At 52.1% G+C, this 18540-nt stretch carries 17 protein-coding genes and 1 pseudogene; 11 read left to right on the forward strand and 7 right to left on the reverse strand.

The window, feature by feature from the left end; translation table 11 throughout:
* Nucleotides 1-132: 132 nt before the first annotated feature.
* The 4 genes from DO97_RS15740 (at nt 133) to DO97_RS21350 (ending at nt 3468) form a co-directional block, all read left to right on the forward strand.
* On the forward strand, nt 133-639 hold the full coding sequence (locus tag DO97_RS15740; RefSeq protein WP_036535215.1) for a bifunctional nuclease family protein: 507 nt from the start codon (nt 133-135) through the stop codon (nt 637-639).
* 18 nt (nt 640-657) lie between these two features.
* Nucleotides 658-1542 carry an alpha/beta fold hydrolase gene (locus DO97_RS15745; protein ID WP_052128832.1) on the forward strand — a complete coding sequence of 295 codons (885 nt, stop codon included), beginning with the start codon at nt 658-660 and terminating at the stop codon, nt 1540-1542.
* A 164-nt stretch (nt 1543-1706) separates the two neighbouring features.
* Nucleotides 1707-2375 (forward strand): hypothetical protein, encoded by a 669-nt coding sequence (locus DO97_RS15750; RefSeq protein ID WP_036535216.1) that lies wholly within the window; start codon nt 1707-1709, stop codon nt 2373-2375.
* A gap of 148 nt (nt 2376-2523) precedes the next feature.
* Nucleotides 2524-3468, forward strand: coding sequence for a retropepsin-like aspartic protease family protein (locus tag DO97_RS21350; protein ID WP_052128833.1), 945 nt, complete (start codon nt 2524-2526; stop codon nt 3466-3468).
* Between the two features lie 8 nt (nt 3469-3476).
* Here DO97_RS21350 and feoB read toward each other — a convergent pair whose 3' ends face one another.
* Both feoB and DO97_RS15765 read right to left on the reverse strand, forming a co-directional pair.
* Nucleotides 3477-5270, reverse strand: a complete 1794-nt coding sequence (feoB, locus tag DO97_RS15760) for a ferrous iron transport protein B (RefSeq protein WP_036535218.1) — start codon at nt 5268-5270, stop codon at nt 3477-3479.
* Nucleotides 5267-5512, reverse strand: a complete 246-nt coding sequence (locus DO97_RS15765) for a FeoA family protein (protein WP_036535269.1) — start codon at nt 5510-5512, stop codon at nt 5267-5269. The genes feoB and DO97_RS15765 overlap by 4 nt, the downstream gene beginning before the upstream one ends.
* Before the next feature lie 155 nt (nt 5513-5667).
* On the opposite strand from DO97_RS15765, the gene DO97_RS15770 reads away from it, so the two are divergent.
* The 3 genes from DO97_RS15770 (at nt 5668) to DO97_RS15780 (ending at nt 8227) form a co-directional block, all read left to right on the forward strand.
* Nucleotides 5668-6429, forward strand: a complete 762-nt coding sequence (locus tag DO97_RS15770; RefSeq protein WP_156120616.1) for an acetoacetate decarboxylase family protein — start codon at nt 5668-5670, stop codon at nt 6427-6429.
* Nucleotides 6430-6553: 124 nt separating this feature from the next.
* Nucleotides 6554-7042, forward strand: coding sequence for a GNAT family N-acetyltransferase (locus tag DO97_RS15775; RefSeq protein ID WP_036535273.1), 489 nt, complete (start codon nt 6554-6556; stop codon nt 7040-7042).
* A 234-nt stretch (nt 7043-7276) separates the two neighbouring features.
* Nucleotides 7277-8227, forward strand: coding sequence for a hypothetical protein (locus tag DO97_RS15780; protein ID WP_156120617.1), 951 nt, complete (start codon nt 7277-7279; stop codon nt 8225-8227).
* A gap of 99 nt (nt 8228-8326) precedes the next feature.
* On the opposite strand, the gene clpP is transcribed toward DO97_RS15780, so the two are convergent.
* Nucleotides 8327-8935: an ATP-dependent Clp endopeptidase proteolytic subunit ClpP gene (gene clpP, locus DO97_RS15785; protein WP_036535222.1), complete on the reverse strand. Its 609-nt coding sequence runs from the start codon at nt 8933-8935 to the stop codon at nt 8327-8329.
* Nucleotides 8936-9210: 275 nt separating this feature from the next.
* Between clpP and DO97_RS15790 the strand changes: the two genes are divergently transcribed.
* The 3 genes from DO97_RS15790 (at nt 9211) to DO97_RS15800 (ending at nt 11440) form a co-directional block, all read left to right on the forward strand.
* Nucleotides 9211-9969: a prohibitin family protein gene (locus tag DO97_RS15790; protein WP_052128837.1), complete on the forward strand. Its 759-nt coding sequence runs from the start codon at nt 9211-9213 to the stop codon at nt 9967-9969.
* 235 nt (nt 9970-10204) lie between these two features.
* Nucleotides 10205-10810, forward strand: coding sequence for a peroxiredoxin (locus DO97_RS15795; protein ID WP_036535224.1), 606 nt, complete (start codon nt 10205-10207; stop codon nt 10808-10810).
* 87 nt (nt 10811-10897) lie between these two features.
* Nucleotides 10898-11440, forward strand: a complete 543-nt coding sequence (locus tag DO97_RS15800) for a peroxiredoxin family protein (RefSeq protein ID WP_036535227.1) — start codon at nt 10898-10900, stop codon at nt 11438-11440.
* 17 nt (nt 11441-11457) lie between these two features.
* On the opposite strand, the pseudogene DO97_RS15805 reads toward DO97_RS15800, so the two are convergent.
* The 4 genes and pseudogenes from DO97_RS15805 to DO97_RS15820 all read right to left on the reverse strand — a co-directional run bounded on the left by DO97_RS15805 (nt 11458) and on the right by DO97_RS15820 (nt 18049).
* Nucleotides 11458-13417, reverse strand: a pseudogene (locus DO97_RS15805) (ABC1 kinase family protein).
* A gap of 317 nt (nt 13418-13734) precedes the next feature.
* Nucleotides 13735-15525: a transglutaminase-like domain-containing protein gene (locus tag DO97_RS15810; RefSeq protein ID WP_052128834.1), complete on the reverse strand. Its 1791-nt coding sequence runs from the start codon at nt 15523-15525 to the stop codon at nt 13735-13737.
* 216 nt (nt 15526-15741) lie between these two features.
* On the reverse strand, nt 15742-17028 hold the full coding sequence (locus tag DO97_RS15815; RefSeq protein ID WP_204368672.1) for a DUF58 domain-containing protein: 1287 nt from the start codon (nt 17026-17028) through the stop codon (nt 15742-15744).
* A 58-nt stretch (nt 17029-17086) separates the two neighbouring features.
* Nucleotides 17087-18049, reverse strand: a complete 963-nt coding sequence (locus DO97_RS15820) for an AAA family ATPase (RefSeq protein ID WP_036535231.1) — start codon at nt 18047-18049, stop codon at nt 17087-17089.
* Nucleotides 18050-18278: 229 nt separating this feature from the next.
* On the opposite strand from DO97_RS15820, the gene DO97_RS24055 reads away from it, so the two are divergent.
* The gene (locus tag DO97_RS24055) at nt 18279-18446 is read left to right on the forward strand and encodes a hypothetical protein (protein ID WP_036535277.1); all 168 of its coding nucleotides are present in this window, start codon (nt 18279-18281) and stop codon (nt 18444-18446) included.
* The last annotated feature ends 94 nt before the right edge of the window (nt 18447-18540 follow it).

Here is an 18540-nt window from a genome sequence, read left to right on the forward strand (position 1 = left end):
TGGACATGGGGTTCGACAGCAATGGTTCAGCGCTTCTAATTTTATTGTTATTCATCCAAGGCGGTCTCTGCTCTATCTTTTAAGTTTCAGTCCTCAAACTCGCTCCGCTCCAGAATTCTAGAGGCTAAGGCCATGATTGAAATGAAAGTCGCTGGAATTGCCCTTGATGCAGCCACCCGCAGCCCCATCGTTCTGCTCCGGGATGCCCAAGACCGTCGAGCCTTGCCAATTTATATCGGCCAGGATCAGGCAAGAGCCATCATTAATGCCCTGGAGAATCAAACCCCTCCCCGTCCCCTCACCCACGACTTGTTGGTCAACCTGCTGAAAGACTGGGGGATGACAGTGGAACGGGTGATTATTCACTCCCTGCAAGACAACACCTTCTACGCAGTGCTGACCGTCCGCCAGGGCGAGACCAAGAAGGAGTTAGATGCCCGTCCCAGTGACGCGATCGCCATTGCCCTGCGAACTAATAGCCCCATTTGGGTGATGGAGGAAGTCATTGCCGATGCCTCGATTCCGGTGGATCGAGATGCCGATGAAGCGGAGCAGCGAGCCTTTCGGGATTTTATTTCCAACCTCAGACCCGAAGATTTTATCCAACGGGGCAGTCCCCCCGGCAATGGGGAATCTTGAGGGGAGTGGTTAACTGCCATGGAGCCGCAGAACGCCGCGATCGCACTGTCGAGTCGGGCTAAACAGCACTTAGCGCTCTCCAGTCCCCGGCGGGCTGGCGGGCATGAAGCTTGGTCTGCCGCCTATCGGGAGCAGGGGCAAGGAGTCCCCCTGCTGCTGCTCCATGGTTTTTTAGGGGATGGTGGCTGCTGGCAGCCTTTGATGGCGCAACTAGAGCACCAGTTTCACTGTATAGCGCTGGATTTGCTGGGCTTTGGTGAGTCCGCAAAACCGCAGATGCGCTATGACATCGCCACAGAAGTGGCCTTTGTGCGTGCGGTAGTGGTGGCGCTTGATTTAGCCCCCTGTTATATTCTGGGTCACTCCTTCGGGGGGTGGGTGGCGGCGGCCTACGCCCTAGCCTATCCCGAAGCGGTGAAGGGGTTAGTCCTCGCAGCGGCTGCGGGTATTCGCGATGATAGCTTTTGTGGTCGCTACGATCATCTACGGCCCCTGCTGTGGCGATCGCCGCTGGTGGATGGCCTCTTATCCCTGGCAACCCCATTGGCAACCCTACTGGGGCAGCGACCCACCTTAAAACAGCTGCGGTGGTTTCGGCGAGAATTGATGGCTCAACCAGCGGCGCGTTCCTTTCTGATGGATCGGCTGCGCCCTGAAGATGCGGTTGATACAGTAGAGGCTGAAATTCATCGGTTGAGGGTGCCGACGGTGGTCGTGATCGGAGAGAGGGATGACACGATTCCCCGTTGGCACGCCCAAACCTATGCCCAAGAGATCCCTGGAGCCCACCTGGTGATTCTGCCCAATGCTGACCATGCCTTGCCACAAAACCATGCGGGTCAACTGGCCAACTTGACCCTGGAACTGGCAGCCAATTGCTCCAATTCCAGTCACCAGGGATAATAAGGGGCAAGGATTGAGCAGTTCCTGCTGTGGCGATCGCGAGGGATCTAGCCATCGCCCCAAGGCTTTTGGCGATGGCATGTTAGGCAACCTCCCAGAACCAGGGTGTAACCGTCTGAAAATGGGTCTAGGCTGCCTGATATGCACGATCAATTAGGAGGATTATGAAACGAACGATTCTAGTGGGACTCTCCTTACTCAGTAGCTGGGGAATCATCGGGATGACTGCGGACAGGGTGCCTGCTAGCCCTTTCCAATTGCTGCCAGAGGTTGCAACAGCGGCGCTTCCCCCAATCCGGCTTCCGATGCTCAACCACCCTTGGGCGATCGCTCAAGACTTTACAGGCTTCTCTGGAAAATATACCGAATACAAAGACAGTTACAACGGCTTTAAGCTCAATATCCCGGTGGAGTTTACCCTTCACGAGCGAGGGGCAACGACGGACTGGCTAGGTCCCCTGCTGGATGGAGGCTCAGCTCTGATCTACATCAATGCCACCCCAATGAAAGGGGTATCTTCTAAGGTCATCTACGATGCCAATCTCAGATCCAAGCAAGAAGATCGGAACGTCATGGCGGTGGTGCCCCTGAAGGTGAAATTTGGCAAGCAAACCGTCTGGGCATTTCGCTACAAAGAAGCAAATCATAAACCAGGGTCGCCAGAGCCTAAAGAACCGGGTGACATTCATCGCTGGCATTTGCTGGTATTCGGCAATGAAACCGTTTATACCTTAGGCTTTACTGGCCCCTTTCAATCCTTCCAAGACAACAAACTTCAGGTAGTTTACGAGGCAGTGATTCAATCGGTGGAACTGATTCCCATTACTCAGTAGTGATCTGAGATTCACAATGGAGGAGGCAGAATTCAGAAGCTAAAATTCACCCTACTTCGGTCTCCTAGCTTCTGGATGCCTCCAACGCCCTGCTACCCTGATGTAAGTATTTGATAGCCCTGCTTACGATGTTCCCCACCTGACGGCAATGACACCTTTTCAACCAATCCTTGAATCAGCGCGGCAGGGTGATCCAGCGGCGATTTCTGCTCTGATCAACCAATCCCTGGAGGCCAAAGGAGTAGTTGCCAGGGTGACGCGCAAAGAGACGTGTCTCAGAGTGCTACTAGAGGCCAACCAGATCCCTGATCAGCAAGCCTTGGTGCTATTTTTACAGGAGCGTTTGGCTCAGCTGAACATGGTCTCAATCAACTCGGTTGAACTCCAGGGGAAACAGACCTATGCCGCAGCCCCCGCATGGCGTCAAAGCTTCAACCTGATTCCGCCAGCACCGCCTGTTTCTGAAGTATCCCAAATTCAACCTGTTGAGGCAGATATCTCTATTGCATCCTCCCCGGAGGTATCCCTGCCACTGCCGTTGGAAGCGGTGGCTACTCCTGAAGTCACTGCACCCAAAACCAAGCCCCAGAAAACCTATCAGGTTCTCTTTTCAGCAGTGATGGCGTTGATCCTGATGCTGATCGGTGCTAATCTTCGCTCTGTCCAAACGTTGTTTACTCAATCATCGCCTCATAAGAATGTCTCTTTGAGCGATGGCCTTGAGGTGACCTATCAAGCACCAATTATTAGCCGCGTGGGAGGAGTGCCTGTGATCATGGTGACCTTTAATGAAAGTCATCCCTTCCCAATGGTGGTAGACACAGGAGCCGGGGGAACGTTGATTACTCAATCCATGGCTGCTGCTTTGAATGTTGAGGTTGTCGGACAGGTGATGGCCGAAACTGCCAATGGCTCTAACACCTTCGATATGGGGTATGTCAATTCGATTGAGGTGGATGGGGCAAAGGTGAGTCACGTCTCGGTGGTGATTGGTTTACCCGATTTAACCCTGGGCTTGTTAGGACACGATTTCTTTAACAACTTCGATGTCAGTATTCGAGAGCAGGTTGTGGAGTTCCGTCCCCGAAAATAGGGACGAGCTTAAAACCCCAGTACCCGTGCACTTTGGTAGAAAACAAAACTAGCGAACCAAGCAAGTCCAAGGGACCACCCTACAGATAGCAGGGCAAATTTGAGGCTTTTTGACTCACTCTTGAGAACAGCAATGGTGGATAGGCAGGGCACATACAGCAACGTGAACAGCATAAAACTGTAGGCTTGTACCCAATCAATTTGCTGGGCGATCGCTCCCGCCAAATCGCCCCCTTCTGATTTACCGTAGATGACCGCAAGCCCTCCTAAAACAATCTCCTTGGCAATAAAGCCAAAAAACAAGGCTACAGTAAGCTGCGGGTTGATTCCCAAGGGAGCAAACAATGGCTGAATCGTCTCTCCAATCATGCCTGAGAGGGTTTGGGCACTGGCTGTGGGCACGTTGGTCGGCAGGTTGTTCAAAAGCCAAATTGCCACTACCCCCACTATAATGAAACGCCGCGACCAGATCCAGAAGTGCTTCACCTCGCACCAGGCGCGTACCAGCATTTGTTTGATTGTTGGGAAACGATAGGGCGGTAGTTCCAGTGCCAAGGGTTCTTGGTTGGGGAATTTGCCTTTAAATAGAGCTGCCGTGAGCAGAGCCGCCGCAAAACTCAGTAAGTACAGACTAAATATGACCCTAGGGGCGATATTGGCTGCAAACATCGCCGTAGTCATAAACATAAACACATTCAGCCGAGCTGAACAAAGGGAAAACGGAATCACCAGCATCGAAAGCATCCGCAGCCCAGGTGATCGCATCACCCGTGTCCCTAAAATAGCAGGGACGTTGCAGCCAAATCCCATCAGCGCCATCACAAATGAGCGCCCGTCTAACCCCAATCGTTCCATTAGGGCATCCATCAAAAATGCCGAGCGAGCTAAATAGCCACTGTCTTCGATGATTGCCATACACAGAAAAAAGAGGAAGATAACAGGGAGAAAAGCCGCAACGGTGCCAATACCCTCATACAGTCCATCGATCAGAAATCCTTTAAGAAAGGAGGGAAAGGGGGAGAGCAACGGTTCCAAAGCATTGCCCTTGAACCAGTCCAGCCCATCACCGAGTACCGCTTGCATCGGAGAACCCAGGGCGTAGATCACCTGGAAGATCAGGTACATTGCCCCGAAGAAAATTGGCAGCCCTAGCACCGGGTGCAGCAGAAACCGATCCAAACGTGTAGTCCACTGATCCGAAAGTCTTAAGGGCATTTGGACGGCACCCTCGAGAATAGCCCCTAGGTCAACCGCGAGTTGCTGATCGTTGAGCAAGCGTTCTTCCAGTCCTTCCACCTGAACCATGGGGTGGTGCTGCTGGAGCAATTCCGTAAGGGTGGCGATCGCCGCCTGATATCCGACACCATACTTGGCACTGATCGGCAACACAGGCATTCCCAATCGCTGCGCGAGTAAATCGGACTGCACCTTCACACCAAAACGCTTGGCCTCATCTGTCATGTTGAGCAGAACCACAGCGGGCAGGCCCAATTGCCTTACTTGGAGGGGTAGAATGATTTGCCGATCTATCTGGGTAGTGTTGAGAATAATTAGGACTAAATCTAGGGGTGTCTTCTCTAGAAAACACCTGACAACTGCCTCGTCTGCAGAAAAGCCGCGCAAGTCATAAATTCCTGGTAAATCAACGACTTCAGCTAACTCATCGCCTAATTTAACCTCCGCCATCATTAGATCAACTGTAATCCCTGGCCAGTTACCAATGTGGGCATGGGAGCCAGTGAGGCGGTTAAAAAAAGTCGATTTACCTGTATTGGGCATTCCCAGAACCGCAATCTGTTTCATGCTGCTTCTCCAACGGCAGTGACGTATATCCGGTGGGCATCACAGCGACGTAGCATCACCTCTGTCATGCCAACCCGCACATGCAACGGCCCCTTCATCCACCCTTGCCGTAGCAAGTGTATTTCTTGACCACAGCGCAATCCCAGAGCACAAAAGCGGTGTTGTAGACTAGCGTCAATATGCAGTACCAGGATGGTCGCAGTCTGACCGGGCTTGAGATCGGCAAGGTGGATAGGAGCCATAGGAAGAGTCATCAGATGCAAGTAATTAAATGAAAAATATTCTCATTAATATAGCACTTTAATTACACAACCAATGGAAGATCTTGCTGGGTGTATGGAGCAATTCGCGTCTGAAGAGCAGGCTATACTTGCTGACGGAATGATTGAAGGTTGGTGTGAGTATTGAGCACCGGGAAAATTCTCTCTGGTTGCGGGGTCATGTTTCCACCTCAGCAGGTGTACCTTGGGGTAGCCCCCGAAAAATAATTATTGCGTTTAGTTTGGTACTCATGACCTATCCTCCTGCCCCTTGGTATCTCTATGGCAATGCGTTGGTATCGTTCCACCTCATCGACGTAGAAAAGGCAAGACCCCTGGTGCCTGGGGATTTTGAGATTGTCTCAGTATTGCCGGGTAAAACCTTCGGGGCGCTTTACCTCTCAGTCTATGAGGCCAATTCAACCCTGCAATATCATGAGTTGATTGTGGGAGCGGCACTGGTAAGGTATGGCAATCAAATTGGCACCTGGATTTCTCATATCTATGTAGATGATTCCGATTCCTTAGCCGGAGGGCGCAACATTTGGGGGCTACCGAAGGAAATGGCGGAGTTTTCATGGGGCGATCGCACCGTTAGCGTCATGCAAGGGAGTCGATCCCTCTGCCAAGTTGATTACGGCCCAGCCGGATTACCCCTTTCCCTCTGGGGCAAGTCCAAAATTAGCGGCGATGTCTTTAGTGGTCTCGATCAGGATATTTTGTTGTTCACAGGAAATTTTGAAGCCCAGCTTAGGTGGGTCCAATGTAACCTCATGATTCCTCCTGAGAGTCCGTTTACAGCACTGCATCTGGGGCATCCCTGGTTGACCATTCAAATGCATGATCTGGCTTTCACGGCAAATGCACCCACGATTGTCGGCCAATCAAGCCGTCCATAACGGCGTAGCATCCTAAGGGTTAGATTTTCAGAGGTCATGATTTCCCTCTCAAAGCTGGTTGGGAATGCTGCCGCGCAGTGGGGCAATGAATGGCATACTGGAGATTCTGTTTCAGCGGCTGCTCATGACCTTGGTTCTTCAACCCGCGATGCCAGCGGATGTCCCAACATTGTTCCAACTGATTCAAGCCCTTGCCGCCTACGAACAATTGAGCCATGCCGTGACTGGGAATACCGAGGACTTGGCAGCTCATCTTTTTGGCTCCCGTCCCTATGGGGAAGCCATCCTGGCACGGTGGGATGGAGATGCAGTTGGGTTTGCCCTCTTTTTTCATACCTACTCGACCTTTCTCACCCGACCGGGACTGTATTTAGAGGATTTATTTGTCCAGCCCGACTATCGCCGCCGAGGCATTGGCAAAGCCCTGATCAGCCAGGTGGCAAAAATTGCCGTTGAGCGGGGATGTGGACGTTTAGAGTGGACCGTCTTGGACTGGAATGCACCCGCGATCGCCTTCTACCAAGGACTGGGCTCTGATGTTCTCCCGGATTGGCGGGTATGTCGCGTCATGGGTACTTCCCTGGGTCATCTGGCAACAATGGGGGCTGGCTAACAGGCTCTCTGAGCAATGATCATGGGTGTAGCCGTTCCTCTGGAGCTAGGCCACTCTCCGATCATGGCATCGGCATGCATCCCATTGTCCACCCCCGATCTTTTTCTAGTCCCGCCCTCAATTTTGACAATGCAAATTTCCCCTCAGAATTGGGTTCAGCGACCTAAACCCGACTATAGAATAGACAAACCGCCAGCTAATCTGGAGCCACATTTTCAATCTGTTGGCATCGCTATGCATGCTTCGACTCTCAGTAGTCATCCCTATGGACATGAAGTCACCCACACTCTGATAGGCACTCCATCAGAGGCCATGTCCCTACAGCGAACCGATGGGGCAGCACAGTCACTCTCTCCCCATCAAGTCATCTACCAACAGTTTCAGTCTCGTTACCCTACCGCAGGACTGATCGCCGAGTTACTGCAAATTCACGAGGGGAAATTTATTGTCCGTGCCCTAGTTCAGGTGGGCGGATCTACCCTGGCAACGGGGATGGCGGCAGCCTATACCCCAGAACTGGCAGAGGATCAGGCCAGAGCCAGAGCCTTGGAAGTCTTGGGGATCATCTTGCCGTCCCATCGGGTTACCCCCCCGGAAACCTCACCCCTGACCTCCGCTTGTGAAGTCCAGGTGCGGCTGATGACCAATCATCAAAGCTCAGAGCGGTCGGCACCACCATCGAATAGTTTCGCCAGTCGTGAGTATCCTGCCCTGCAGGGCAGCCTCTTGGAACAACCCATTGAGCTACAGCCCAGCCCAGTGGCCGATCCGGATACGGGGCAATTCATCCAGACACACCCGGAAATGGGTCGAGCTGAAGAATGGACAATGTCCGCTGATCCGGAAATCAACTACCCGGAAACGCAGCCACCTCACAGTACTGGCAATCGATCCGGTAAAAGTAACAGCCCAACGCGAAAAACCCGTCCCGTTGAGCCAATCGCAAACAACTACCAGGCGGTTCCTCAGACGGCATCCGTGCAGACCGCCCCGATTGATCTTTCAGATGTGATTGCTCAAACTAGCATTGAAATGAAGCGTTTAGGGTGGACTGATGCCCAAGGCCGCAGCTATCTGCTCCAGACTTACAAAAAGCGATCGCGCCAGCAACTCACCGACGCAGAACTCCTGGAATTTTTGCACTATCTCGAAGCCCAAACGTCACCCCAGGAGTCGCTGTTCTAACATGAAATTAGTTTGCAAAGAGTATTTTGAGGGTTAAAAACCCTCAAAAAATAACTCGCTTTAAACCACGTTGTCCATCAGCAAACAGTTGACAAACGACTAGTTGACCGCTGCCAGGGGACGGGTCGCCGACGGGCGACGGTCAATCACCTGATCAATCAGTCCATAGTCCTGAGCTTCCTCCGCGGACATGAAGAAGTCCCGTTCCGTGTCTTCTTGAATTCGCTCTAGGGGTTGCCCCGTGTGTTGGGCTAGCCACTGATTTAGCTGTTGCTTGTGGTAGAGAATTTCCCGAGCTTGAATTTCAATATCCGTTGCCTGCCCCTGGGCACCCCCTAAGGGCTGGTGGATCATGATCCGAGAGTGAGGCAGACTCATGCGCTTGCCCTTGGTTCCCGCACTCAAGAGAAACGCCCCCATGCTGGCCGCCAAGCCCACACAAATAGTGGAAACATCGGGACGGATTTGATTGATCGTGTCAAAAATTCCCATGCCAGCTGTTACAGAACCACCGGGAGAATTGATGTAGAGAAAAATATCCTTTTCGGGATCTTCGGCATCCAAAAACAATAATTGTGCCACAACCAGGTTGGCAACATCACTGTCGATGGCCTGTCCAAGGAAGACAATGCGCTCCCGCAGCAACCGTGAGTAAATGTCGAAGGCGCGTTCGCCCCGACCAGACTGTTCAATAACGATGGGGATCATTGGCGCTACCTGATGGATCTCTTTTCCACATTTTAACGACTGCCTCCGGTTGTCTGGAGAATTTGTTCTATCCTGAGTCTGTTGAGGGTTTGCACCGAGCGGGGGGATGAGATAGCGTTGTCTATCGACCAGAACCCAGGCCACTAGCTCCAAGAGCCTGCCATCCAATTCCCATTGTTTGAAAAAACTCGTGAGGTCTACTACCCATGAATTCCAGCCGTTCTGTTTCGATTCCCGGCACTAGCCTGCTGATAGTGCTAGCGATACTATTGCTGATGTTAATTACGGTCTTCAAGCCCTTTGTAATTGTCAATGCAGGTGAACGAGGGGTGCTGATGCAATTTGGCAAGGTGCAAGAGCAAGTGCTGGGAGAAGGACTGCACCCAATTGTCCCCGTGGTCACTACGGTCAAAACCCTCAGCGTTCGCGTCCAGAAACATCAATTTCCCACCCAAGCAGCTTCAAAAGACTTACAGGATGTGTTTGCCGATGTGGCGTTGAACTGGCACATCAAACCCGATCAGGCGAATACCGTCTTTCAACAGATTGGGGATGAACTTCAGGTAGTACAACGGGTGATCAACCCAGCGGTGGAAGAAGTCTTAAAAGCCGTGATGGCTCGATACACCGCCGAAGAAATTATCACCAAGCGAGGAGAAGTCAAGGCCGGGGTGGATGAAACCCTCACCCAGCGACTAGCAAACTATCAACTAGCAGTAGATGATATTTCCCTGGTGAATGTGCATTTTTCCCAGCGGTTTAGCGAGGCAGTGGAGGCAAAGCAAATTGCCGAACAAGATGCCAAACGGGCAGAGTTCATTTCTCAGAAGGCAGCGGTCGAAGCCCAGGCAGAGATTAACCGCGCTCGAGGGCAGGCGGAATCCCAACGGTTAGTTCGGGAAACCCTGACCCCTGAACTGCTCCAAAAATTGGCCATCGAAAAATGGGATGGGAAATTCCCTACGGTCTTAGGCGGCAATGGAGCCTTGCCCTTAATTAATCTAGATGGGATGCCAAAACTCGGACAGAAGTAAACAGCCTACTAAAGTACTCAGATAAGTTTAAGAACTTATTAAAAGTCCAGTGATTCTGATTTTCTGCGGATAAGTTGGAGGGCAAGATACCTCCTAACTGCGTCCCTAGCCCTACTCTGTGCTATCCCTCATGGATCACAGGTGGGGCTTCTGTTGTTGGCAACCCAGGCTTAATCAAAATCGTTATGACTATGATATATTCTTAGCGGTTCGATATCGTTAGGAGGATGAATTCATGACCTTTGATGGAGCAAGCTGTATCCGAGTGGGTCAATCAGCCCCGGACTTCATCGCCACAGCAGTTATTGATCAAGAATTTAAGACCCTCAAACTGTCGGATTACCGGGGCAAATACGTGGTGTTATTTTTCTATCCCCTGGATTTTACCTTTGTCTGCCCCACGGAAATTACCGCTTTTAGCGATCGCTACGAGGAATTTAAGTCGCTGAATACAGAGGTTCTGGGTGTATCGGTTGACAGTGTGTTTTCTCACCTGGCCTGGATTCAAACCGATCGCAAATTGGGGGGGGTCGGCGATCTGGCCTATCCCCTAGTCTCTGATATCAAGAAGGAAATCGGAGCTGCCTACAATGTCCTAGATCCCGATGCGGGGATTACCCTGCGAGGACTGTTTATTATTGACAAAGATGGGGTAATGCAACACGCCACCATCAACAATCTCTCCTTTGGTCGCAGTGTGGACGAAACCCTGCGCACCCTCCAGGCAATTCAGCACGTCCAATCTCACCCCGATGAAGTCTGTCCGGCGGGATGGCAGCCCGGTGACAAAACGATGAATCCTGATCCGGTGAAGTCGAAGACCTTCTTCGCAGCGGTTTAAATTCAGGCACAGCTCAGTCCCTCCTGCATTGGGTGGAGTGGGAAAGTTAATTAATCACGATCCAGCAATTGACGAGGTGCCCGAGCCATGTTGACTGCGATTGATTTCAAGCATTTGTTCACTCAGCGCTTCTTCCACAACTTTTTCCCGATCCCGGCCACCAACCTTCTGACTCTAGGAGCCGTGCCGCCGGACTTTGAGTTGTCCGATATCACCCACGGGCGATCGGTGAAGCTATCGGACTACTGGGGAAAGCAATCCGTGATTGTGGCCTTTACCCGGATCTTTAGCGCCAAAGTTTACTGCCCTCTGTGTTTTCCCCACATTCAAGCCCTGAATGGCCGCTACGAAGAGTTTACCCGCCAGGGAGCCGAAGTGTTGATGATCACTAGCACCGATCGGGAGCAAAGTCTGACCGTGGTTCAAGATTTGGGGCTGAAATTCCCCCTGTTGAGCGATTCAGACTGTCTGAGTTTTCGCGCCTATGGTGTGGGTCAGGCCCTGGGAGCCCCCTTACCCGCCCAGTTCGTGCTGGATCAGGAAGGACATCTTCGCTATAAACACCTGTTCTCTTTTTTGGAAGCCAATGCCGGCGTTGACACCCTCCTGAGTTCCCTGGCGACCCAGTGAAGTGATCCTCAGAGAGTCTAGCGAGGGCGGGGCTGTATGGGAGTGGGGAGTACTACCTCTGCCAGTAACACTTCTCGAATCAACCGCGCGATCGCGCGCTGGGCTAGCCCCCCGATAATTTCACGCCCCATCAGTTGTGCCTCTGGCTTCATCAGTAACTGGGGAATCAGCGGCAGCAAGCGGGTGGGGTCAAAGCCAGGGGTTTCCCGCAGGAGCAACCAGATCCGCTGGAAGTGTTCCAAGCTTTGCTGCTCTTCGGCAGGAGCCGCCGTTTTATGCACCGCCAGGCCCACCCGCTCTTGTAAAACAGCGGTGAGATTCTGAACCAGATTGCGGCCTAGGGCATCTAGACTTCTGGTTACTTCATTGACGAGTTGCTCACGAATAAAGTATCCCCGCTCCGAAAACAGGAAATCAACGGTCTGATCCACGACTTGATTGAGGTTGAAATCTCCACTGTTAGGGGCATTCCGTAGCAAATTCTCCAGCCGATTCCAGCGAAAATATCCGTCTTTGAACAGCAGATCTCGGAGGGAGTCCCGCAGTTCAGGAGCAGGGTCAGTGAGTAAGCGCTTGGCAACGTAGGGATAGGCTTTGCTCAGAACCTTGAAGTTAGGGTCAATATTAATGGCTATCCCTTCTAGGGTGACCAGCGATCGAATAATTAAGGCATAAAAGGCGGGCACCCGAAAGGGATACTCATACATCAGCGCCGACAGATCATCGGTAATGCTCTTGACGTTCAACTCGGCGACACTGGCTCCCAGAGCATTGCCAAAGACCTTTGCCATCGCCGGAATAATGGGGGTGAGATCCGTATCTTCCGTCAGAAATCCTAGATTCACATAGTCCTGTGCCAACCCCTCAAAGTCTCGGTTGACCATGTGGACGATGGCTTGTAGGAGTCCATAACGCTGCGGCACTTCAACTTCGCTCATCATCCCAAAGTCTAGGTAGGCCAGTCTGCCATCGGGCATCGCCAGTAAATTTCCAGGATGGGGGTCGGCATGGAAAAAGCCGTATTCCATCAACTGGCGCAGGGAGCATTGCACCCCTACCTCAATCAAATGGGTGGCATCAATCCCCTGGGCGCGAATCGCCTCCAGTTGGGTGAGTTTGGTGCCCGTAATCCATTCCATGGTCAGCACCCGCCGCCGGGTATACTGCCAGTAGATCCGGGGAATATAAATCTCTTTGTTGTGGCCGTAGAGTTCAGCAAACCGCTCGGCGTTATGCCCTTCATGGGTGTAGTCCATCTCCTCAAAAATTCGGGCGGCGAACTCATCCACGATTCCTACCAGGTCACTGCGGATGCGTTGGAACCGGCGCTGCGCCCATCCAGAAAGGGATCTGAGAATGTAAATGTCAATGGCAATGCGCTGGGCTAGATCGGGACGCTGCACTTTGACCGCAACCACCTCACCCGTTTTGAGCTTGCCTTTGTAAACCTGCCCCAGGGAGGCCGCAGCAATTGGGTCGGCGGTCAGTTCTGCGTAAACTTCATCCGGGGGAGCCCCCAGCTCTTCTTCAATAAATTGGAATGCAACGTCGTTGGGGAAGGGGGGCAGTTGATCCTGGAGTTGGGAGAGTTCCTCCAGATAGACGGGGGGGAACCAGATCAGGGCGAGTCGAAAGTGCCTGACCAATTTTGATGTAGGCTGGTCCCAATTGCGTCAGCAACTCTCGCAATTGCACTGCCTGCTGCCGCTGGTGATCTTGAGTCTGCCCCGTCAAGCGATCCCACCACAAACTCAAGACAAAGAGCAACGACGGCCAGAGAATCCGCATAATTCGTTCCCAAACCTGTCGGGGGTGCTGGTCATAATGGTGGGTGATGACCAGGGGGTCGTACCGCAGAGCTTCTGTTTCGGGGGTATCCCAAAGAACATAGGGCGAAGGTGAAACAGTGGCAAGTGGCTGCACTTCCCCAGGAATCTCAGCTGGCGGTAATGTGGGATCAATCGGCTGGACACGCATGGAGGTAGCCTGGAGAGGAGCAGTTTTGTAAAGTATTGTAACAGAGACTCCTGGCACCGATCACTGGCCGTCTCCGGAACTTGGGGAGTGTCGTCATCGATCAGGGCTGGCAGTGTTGCTTCCTACCAACATTGTAGGTGTCAGACTGTTTCTGCAAAAAATCTCCAGTAATTGTCTGAAGAGGACATTACTCTCCTAATCCGTCACGTGACTGAAATCATCAATGTTGTTTGCCATCTCGGAGGTTTAGCAAAGTCTAGGCAGTACTTTGAACATACGATCCCCCCAGTGCTCAACGCCTTACGGCATGATCAGTCCTAGGTTATTGGTTTGGAGGAAATAGACTGGTGAAAGTGATCGAGCCAGGTCTGACTCAGCACCTTTAATCGGGTTCTGATTGTTGCATCAGCGCTCTGCGGATCAAAGCGATATCGGTAATGGAGTTCAACGATCGCCTGCAAGTCGGCGATCTGAGAAACGGATAACGCTTCACCGATGCGTTTGATCCAGGCTTTCAGAGACTCGTAGGGATAGCGGCCTAAGCCCGATGCGGTCAGCGTCTGTTCAATTAAGTAGAATGCGGAATCGTTACCCATGGCAGAATTGTGGGCGATCTCCCTGGCTGCGATCCTTGGGGGTGTAAAACGCTTGACCCGTTTAGTTCGCCCAAATTGTCGGATCAGGATCAGAGCCAACGGAATCATCAACCACCACCATTGGTTCAACCCGATCATCTGTTGAAGTTGATGCAATCCTGAAACAATTTTGAAACTTGCCAGTGACCAGAGATCGGCAAGGGCTTGCCAGGGGGAAGCTGCCCCATCTTCTAGGCTCGTCCAACTAGACGGGGTGGTGTCGAAGGCTTGCCAGTGACCGTTCAGATAAACCATTGCCCAAGCATGAGCATTGCGGTTACGGACGATGTATTGGTTTTCCCAGGGGCTAAATTCGTGAACGGAATAGCCCGTGGCATAACGTGCGGGGATGCCAGCGGCTCGCAGGAGCAGGGTAGTAGCGGTGGCAAAATATTCACAGTGCCCCGATCGATGAAACAGGAGAAAGGCAGAGAGGGGGGTGGTTGATTGATCGGGCCGACTCAGATTGAGAGAATAGGTAAAGTTTGTTTGAAAAAAGGCATCGATCTGCTTCAGGATATCTGGAGGAGATTTTTCCCGAAGATCCAGTTGCTGGAGGACAGTTTCCAGGGCTGGACGTTCCAGGGCTGGGATTTGTAAGTCAGCCTCTGTGGGGGGACTATCCAGCGAGATCCCTTGGGCAAATCGAAGCTGATAGGTAATATCATTTGTTCTGGTTTGTAGCTTCACGGTGCCGTATTGATTTCGTTCCAACTGAGCAGCGGCTAACTGGTCAATCTGAAATGTCCCATCCGGTAGCGGCAAGTAGCCCTTGCCTTGATCCAGGGTTGCTGTGATTGAGATCGCCCCAGAGTTGGCAACCGGGTTGCCCAACTGCCAGCTGGTTCCATTTAAGGCAGCGGGTACCGGGGTAAAGTGGCTGGAGATCGCCAACCAGGAGGCAAGCTGGAACTTGTTATAAGTCATCTCCCGTAACCGTAACGGGAACTTTTGCTGATTCTTGCTACTAACCCTGAAAACTATGGCATTGGAACGCTTCAGGAAGCCGATATCCCCGATATTTGTCGTTTTTTCCAAGGGATCGCTCCCCTGACCATTCCAATTGCTAAGCCAATTGACGACCTGTTGTTCGACGGTGAGGTGGAGTTGATGCAGTCCAAACTGTCCGACATATCCCGTGCCTGTGGCAATCAGGAGCAGACAAATCCAAAGAACAGGGGACGATCGGCGGGGACGGACAAACCACAGTGCCCAGGCTAATAGACCTACCATGCCGCCATAAAAGGAAAAAGCATCGGTATTGGCGGCACTGGCAGCCAACAAACAGAGGCCAAAATAGGGGTAGGAGAGATTCAGCATCCAGGGCTGGGAGTTGCTGGGATCGATCGGCTTCAGATCACCAGTAAATAACTCTCGAAGATTGATGTGATCCCAGGTGGAATAGGCCTGAGCTGCCAGTAGGGGGAAGAAAATTACCGGTAGCCACCTCATCAGCACATAGACAAAATACATGGAGCTATCTGTCCTCAGCAGATAGATAAAGAAGATCACCATCAGGAACACACAGAGATTAAAAAATGCGGCGGAAATCGCCCTTCGAGAATTCCCATTGCCATTGGAAAAACCGGGGCGCTTCCAAGATCAGGGCGATGGGCACTGCAAGGATCCACAACCGAGTTTGCCATCCCCAAAACAGTACGACTGCACCTAATAGAAATCCTGGCATCTTCATAGCTGCATCAGTCCTTCCTGGATCTGGTTCCACCTGAGATGGAGGACTGAGGTGAGGGAATCGTGCATGGTAGCTGGCTTCTGTTCAGGGTTTTCGGTGATCACCAGAACCAGCGTTGGTAATCGCATTGCCTGGAGTTGACGAACGAGTTGCTGGCGAGAGTCATCCCAGGATAAAAACACACCAATACAGCCGCTTAATAGGGTGCTCCGATTGATGACAGCGCCAATCAGGTCGTCAAAGGGCTTGTCGCGGCAGGCAGTCACCGATGCAAGAATCTCCAGCATCCGGTCGGTATGACTCAGGCCTCTGCCAATGGTGAAACAGTAGGTTTCCAGACCGACAAACATCAAGTCCAACAGCGATTCCTGGGTCTGAATCTCACAGGCAAAGGAGGCCGCAACGGCGATCGCAGCTTCAAAAATTTCGCTATAGGCCTGACTCTGAAACGTATCCAGAATTAAGGCGTGGCGGACAAAAAATTCATCCTGTTCTTCTTTGACGATCGCCTTACCCGTTTTTGCCCAGCTTTTCCAATGGATTTTACGGGGGGAATCACCGGGGCGATATTCCCGCAGAGAGCGGAATTCTTCCGTGTCCCCCACCGATGAAGCCAGTGCTATCCCACCGGATTGATACCGTCGGGTTCCTGGGAGGGCAATCGGGGGCAGTTGATAGAGGCGGGGCAGAATTAAGAGGGACTGTGGCAGGGAGATCGTTCGAAAAGCCTGGAACAACCCCAGTGGGTCGGGACGGGCAAGGGTCAAACCCCTAAATCGTAGTACTCCCCGGCAACGGGGGATGAGTTCTAGGACGACATCCGTTGTCCGGTTGGGATGCAGTAACGCTACTTCTACAGGTTTTACCCGTGCTCCCTGTTTGCGGTCAAGCAGCCAGAACCAACGGTTGAGTCCAAGCAGGCGGCCAATTGCAAATCCCATAGGTACCAGGGGTTCCGGCGATTCCCGTACTTCCGCCAAACGGGGGCGGGGGTCAGCAAATTCTTCTAGCAGGCGAAATCCGGTTTGCGATCGCTGGCTGTTCAGTTGGACTGCCACTCGGTACGTCAGCGGCACCCCCACCGTCCCAAAGCGCGGCAGCATCCGCCTCGCATTGAACCCATAGCGCACTGAGAGACTAACAGCGATCGCGAGCACCAGCAATGACAACAAAAAGGGAAAGATCTGATAAGTCAGGCTATGGTTCGTATCTCCCCCCAGTAGCACCGTCAACAGCAAACAGCCCAGCACCACCAAACCAGTATTCGTAAACCTTCGGGTCAACCAGCATTGCACGGTATAACTAAATCTCAAAAAATGATAAAAGAGAGGGGACAGTTTTTTAAGCCGGAACCGGAAGGGACTGCAAAATTTCTTCTACCACTGTGTCTGCGGTTCTCCCTGCAAACCGGGCTTGTGATTCCAATACCAAACGATGGGCAATCACAGGCACGGCTAATTCTTGAATCTGGTCAGGGGTGACAAATTCGTAGCCATCAAACAGTGCCAGGGCTTGAGCAATTTTCATCAGGGCGATCGAGGCTCTAGGACTGGCACCTAATTGGACTCCGGTAGCCGATCTCGTGGCATTCACCAGATCCACCAAATAGCGTTTCATCTCCTGGCTGACTCTAATCTGTTTTACTTGTTCTTTTAAGTCAATGACTTCACCAATGGAAATACAGGGCTTCAGTGCGTCAATGGGATGAGTTTGAATCTGGTCAGAAAGGATATCAACCTCGGCTTCCGGTGAAATATAACCCAGACCAAACTGGAGGGCAAACCGATCCATCTGTGCCTCCGGGAGAGGATAGGTGCCACGGGATTCCACAGGGTTCTGGGTCGCAATCACGAAAAACGGCTCTTGTAGTTTCCTCAGTTCACCGTCAATACTGACCTGAGCTTCTGCCATTGCTTCTAGCAAGGCAGATTGGGTGCGGGGGGAGGCTCGATTGATCTCGTCTGCTAGCACCACATTGGCGAAAATCGGACCTTCATGGAAATGAAAACTGCGATCGCTCTGGTTGAGAATCGATACCCCTAAAATATCTGAGGGCAAAAGGTCAGGGGTAAATTGGATGCGCTTAAAGGTGACATCTACCGAAAAAGCTAATGCCTTTGCGAGGGTTGTTTTACCCGTTCCAGGGTAATCATCTAGCAGCACATGACCCCCACTGGCAAAGGCTGCCAGCAATTTGCGAGTGGCAACAGATTGTCCTCTCATCACCGTCTGAATGTTGGTGGAAAGCCGTTGATAAATTTCTTGCCCAGAGGGGGAATGGAATGCTGTGGGGGTGGGGTTCATACAGTGATCGAGGAATTCCTTTGGGGTAACATCGCCAGTCAGAATGGTGATGCTTTCTATACCGCAACCGATTCATCAATAGACGTGAGTCCGATGGGAAAAGGTAACCCTCATTAAAGCTGAGACTGAAGCTCAACGTATTGTGTTTTAAGTAGTCTCAGCCATGGATAACAGTCTAGCCCGCCTTGACCTGTGCATCATCTTTTGGATGTGGACGGCATGACTTTCATTGACAGACGAGCAGAAAGCTGAGGCAGCTCCCATCGTCACTCAATCTGGCAAGCCCGTCACCCTGGTTGCCAAGGAAATGGATCTGACCGAAAGCGCCCGCCGCCGATGGTTCAAACAAACCCATATCGACCCTCAACCCGACCCATCGTTTCAATTGACCTCTTAGCACGGATAGCCTGACGCCGCGACCCGAAACCACTTCAAATCCACTCCACGAATGGATATCTTGCCCCAGTTCAGTGTGAGGAGAATTATTGGCA

This window comes from Neosynechococcus sphagnicola sy1 (assembly GCF_000775285.1).
In the GTDB taxonomy this organism is placed as follows: domain Bacteria; phylum Cyanobacteriota; class Cyanobacteriia; order Neosynechococcales; family Neosynechococcaceae; genus Neosynechococcus; species Neosynechococcus sphagnicola.